Here is a 4,216-nt window from a genome sequence, read left to right on the forward strand (position 1 = left end):
AACGTCCGCCTGAGCGACCCTAAGTGGGCCGACTACCAGATGCCGTTACCAATCCAGGCCGACACGCCCTGGGGCATGGCAGTGCGTCAGGCCGACCAGTTCTCACCCTTCTATTACTTCGTGGCGGGCGTAATCTCGGAGATGCACCGCGACGGCACGCTGCTCGAAGCGGAGAAGGTCAACGGCATCAAGAACTCGGCCTACCTGATCAAGATGCATGAGGCGCTGAAGGACCACATCAACTGATCCTTGCGAAGCGACAAGTCCGGCACGGTCACGGGCCGGACCAACGAGAGGGTCAGTGACCATGATTGCCGACATCCAGACATTCTTTCGACATCTCGCTGACTCCGGAATAAACCTGACGATCTTCTATGACGCATTCGACTTCGAACGCTTCATCACAGGACTTGGCAACACGCTTCTGCTGATTCTGCTTTGCTCGTTCTTTTCGATCGTCATCGGGGCGATTGGCGCTGCGGTCCTGACGCTCAGCAAGGGCCTCGGCGCTGCGGTGGTGCGCGGCTACGTCGCGCTCTTCCGGAACACGCCACTGCTCGTGCAGATGTATTTCTTCTATTTCGCGATCGGCAGCATCATGCCAGTCACGAAGAACGACATCGGCCTGCCGGTACCGCTTCTCGGCAGTTTTAGCTGGGCGGTCATCTCCCTTTCGCTCTACTCCGGCGCCTTCAACGTCGAGACGTTCCGATCTGGCGTCGGCGCTGTTCACCAGTCCTACGAGGAGGCTGCCCTGGCGCTGGGCTACAGCCGCATGCAGGCCTTCGTCTCCGTCACGGTGCCGCTCGCCCTGCGGTTCTCCTTCGCTTCGCTGGCGAACAATCTCGTCGACCTGACCAAAGCGACGACGGTCGCTTATGCAGTCGGGGTGGCCGAGCTCCTCTATGTGTCCAACCAGATCTGGTCGGATTCGCTAAACACCATCGAGATGATGAACGTGATGCTCTTGATCTATCTTGTACTGACCGGGGCTGTCGTCTTCATCATCAATCGGATTGAGACGGCGATGCGTCTACCTGGGTTTGGCCTGGGGGGCGTGTGATGGGCGACGCGAACGTGCTGGCCCGCGTCCTGGACTGGATGCCCTTCGTCTTAACAGGTTTTGGACTCAACGTCTTGATGAGCCTTCTGGCCATTGCCATCGGCACGGCTGTGGGGACGTTCCTCGGGCTCGGGCAACTATCGCAGCCGCTGATCATCGCCGTGCCGTCCAGACTGGCCACGCAGTTGTTCCGCAACGCGCCATGGCTGGTCTTGCTGTTCTACTGCATCTTCCTGATGCCTTACCAGGTCGGCATCGGCGGGTCCGTGATCGTCCTGCCAAGCTGGTTGCGGGCAACGATCGGCTTTTCCTTTCCCGTGGCCGCGAACTTTTCCGAGATCGTGCGTGGCGCTGTGAACTCCGTCCCCCGTGGTCAGTGGGAAGCCGCGGAAGCCCTGGGCTACGGCCGGCAATCCACGCTGTTCCGGATTATTCTGCCACAATGCGTTACGCGCATGATCCCGCCGTGGATGAACCTTTACGCTCTCCTGCTGACGGCAACTCCGCTGTCGGTGATCGTCGGCGTGGAGGAAGCGTTGGGCAGGACGCAAGCGGCGGTCCAGGCGTTGTCGGACTCGCGCATGTTGATACCAATGTACCTCGCGCTCCTGGCAATGTTCTTCATCTACGCCTGGCCGATCAACCGTCTGTCGCTGATGCTTGAACGCCGCTTCCGTACGAAATGAGGTTCCAACATGAATGCCTCCTCTTCGTCACAGCCACTGATTTCGCTCCGAGGAGTTCGCAAGTCCTTCGGACCCTTCGAGGTCCTGCGCGGCATCGACATGGACATCCGCAAGGGCGAGGTCGTCGCTATCATTGGCCCGTCCGGTTCCGGGAAGTCGACGATCCTCAGAACGATCAACGGCCTGACGCCGATCAATGACGGCGTCATCATGGTTGGCGAGATCAAAGTCAACGATCCGAAGGTGGACAAGGTCAAGCTTCGGCATCGCGTTGGCATGGTCTTCCAGCAGTACAATCTGTTTCCTCACAAAACAGTGCTGGAAAACGTGGCGATGGCGCCCATTCAGGTGTTGAAGGAGCCACGGTCGCTCGTCGAGGAACGCGCCCGCAAACTTCTGGGCGAGATGCGTCTTCCGGACAAGGCAGATTCCTATCCCGGAGAACTGTCGGGCGGCCAACAGCAGCGTGTCGCGATCGCGCGCGCCCTTTGCATGGAGCCCGAGGTCATTCTCTTCGACGAAGTCACGGCGGCGCTTGATCCGGAAATGGTGAAGGAAGTGCTCGCCGCCGTCAGGAAGGTCGCCGAGGATGGGATGACCTGCATTCTCGTAACCCACGAAATGGGTTTCGCCCGCGAAGCCGCTGACCATATCTATTTCACCGACAAGGGCCTGATCGTCGAGCATGCGCCGCCGGCCGAGTTTTTCACGCGCGCGAGCGACCCGCGCACGAAAGAATTCCTCTCCAAAGTCTTGTAAGCACCCACAGTTTCCGTCTGATTTCAACACGGCCACAGTTCCAATGACCGAGCAAGCAGATTTCGTCATCATAGGTCTTGGCGCCATGGGCAGCGCCGTCCTCTACCAGTTGGCCAAGCGCGGCGCGCATGCGATCGGCGTTGACCGTTTCGCGCCCCCGCACCGCATGGGATCGAGCCACGGCGAAACCCGTATCACGCGGCAGGCGGTCGGCGAGGGCGGCGACTACGCTCCACTCGTCCTGAACTCCCACCGGATCTGGCGCGAGCTCGAAGCGGATACCGGAGAGAAGCTGCTGAATGATTGCGGCGTTCTGGTCATGGCGCCGGGCACGGGACCTACCTCGCATCATGGCAAACCGGACTTTGTCGCGCGCTCGATCGAGGTGGCGCGGGATTTCGGCATCAAGCACGAGGTTCTCGACGGTGCGGAAGTCGCCCGACGTTTCCCCCAATTCCTGGGCCTCGCAGGAAACGAGAAAGCCTACTATGAGCCGGGCGGCGGATATGTCTTTCCCGAGCGCTGCATCTCGGCGCAATTGAACCGCGGCTCGCAGCTCGGCGCGCAAATCCGCACAGGCGTTGAGGTTCTTTCAATCGACCAGCACGGCATGGTCCGCATCGAAACCTCGAGCGGGACGATTCAGGCACAGCAGGCAGTGGTTACAGCCGGTGGCTGGACGGCGCCCTTGCTGGGTGCGCCATTCGATCGTCTCCTGACGGTCAATCGTCAGGTTCTTCACTGGTACGAACTCGACGATCTCGCAGCTTACGGGCCTGACGCGCCGGCATTCGTCTGGATGCATGGCGCGACCGATGTCGACTATCTCTACGGCTTCCCGCCGCTGCCGGGCGATCGCCGCATCAAGGTTGCCACCGAGCAGTATGAGACGCTGACCACCGCGAACACCATCGACCGTGAGGTCGATCCGGCGGAGTCGGCCGAGATGTACCGAAAGCATGTAAAGGGGCGGTTGGCAGGTGCGACGCCTCGCGTTACCCAGACGGCCGCCTGTCTCTACACCGTCACTCCCGATCGGGGTTTCATCATCGACCGCCACCCGCGTTACGACCGCATTTTCGTGGTTTCTGCATGTTCCGGCCACGGTTTCAAGCACTCGGCCGGAATTGGCGATGTCGTTGCCGAACAATTGACCGGGGGCAGCAACCGCGTCGATTTGACTTCGTTTTCGATCGCTCGCTTTGAGTAGTTTCGGGCAAGGAAGCGGAAGGTCCAATGCAAGACATTATCCTCTCGAATCACCTGGATAACAGCCGTGCAATGAAGGATTTTGATCGTGCGACGGATGCCCATTTTCGGTCGGTTGAGCCCGGGATCCGATCGGCGAGTCATTGATTGCTCTTAACCCGTATAGCACGTGATTGTTCGAACTCCGGACGACGTTGCGCCGCCGCAGTTCGGCGAGCAAATCGCCATGCAGTTCAAGGAGGGCGGAAACCGGCGCATTAGTGAGGTCGATCATCCCGGTGAATGTAGCGGAATTCGCGAGTCTTCTCGTAGTCGGGAAAATCGGATAGGAATTACAATGACATATGAGTTCCCATCTTCATGCTCCCGGCGCAGCATCCAACTTCCTGAAAGCCGATGGGTTTCGAAATTGGCTCGGCACGGCTCAATTTACAAACGCATGGAGGGTAGGGGGCGTCTATGAAGCGAATGGTGATCGACAAGAATATGTTCGAGCGCG

General features: G+C 59.5%; 4 protein-coding genes and 1 pseudogene. All 5 read left to right on the top strand.

Annotation, left to right across the window (positions count from 1 at the left end):
• A pseudogene (locus JOZ76_RS23365) lies at nt 1-246 on the top strand (hypothetical protein); the annotation flags it as partial.
• A gap of 61 nt (nt 247-307) precedes the next feature.
• Nucleotides 308-1,063: an amino acid ABC transporter permease gene (locus JOZ76_RS23370; protein WP_291702340.1), complete on the top strand. Its 756-nt coding sequence runs from the start codon at nt 308-310 to the stop codon at nt 1,061-1,063.
• On the top strand, nt 1,063-1,749 hold the full coding sequence (locus JOZ76_RS23375; RefSeq protein ID WP_291702342.1) for an amino acid ABC transporter permease: 687 nt from the start codon (nt 1,063-1,065) through the stop codon (nt 1,747-1,749). Before JOZ76_RS23370 ends, JOZ76_RS23375 begins: the two co-directional genes overlap by 1 nt.
• Nucleotides 1,750-1,758: 9 nt before the next feature.
• A complete protein-coding gene (locus tag JOZ76_RS23380) occupies nt 1,759-2,508 on the top strand; it encodes an amino acid ABC transporter ATP-binding protein (protein WP_291702344.1) in 750 nt (249 codons plus the stop codon).
• 43 nt (nt 2,509-2,551) lie between these two features.
• Nucleotides 2,552-3,718, top strand: coding sequence for an N-methyl-L-tryptophan oxidase (gene solA, locus JOZ76_RS23385; protein ID WP_291702347.1), 1,167 nt, complete (start codon nt 2,552-2,554; stop codon nt 3,716-3,718).
• Nucleotides 3,719-4,216 lie beyond the last annotated feature (498 nt).

This window comes from Bradyrhizobium sp., assembly GCF_019244115.1.
GTDB lineage: Bacteria > Pseudomonadota > Alphaproteobacteria > Rhizobiales > Xanthobacteraceae > Bradyrhizobium.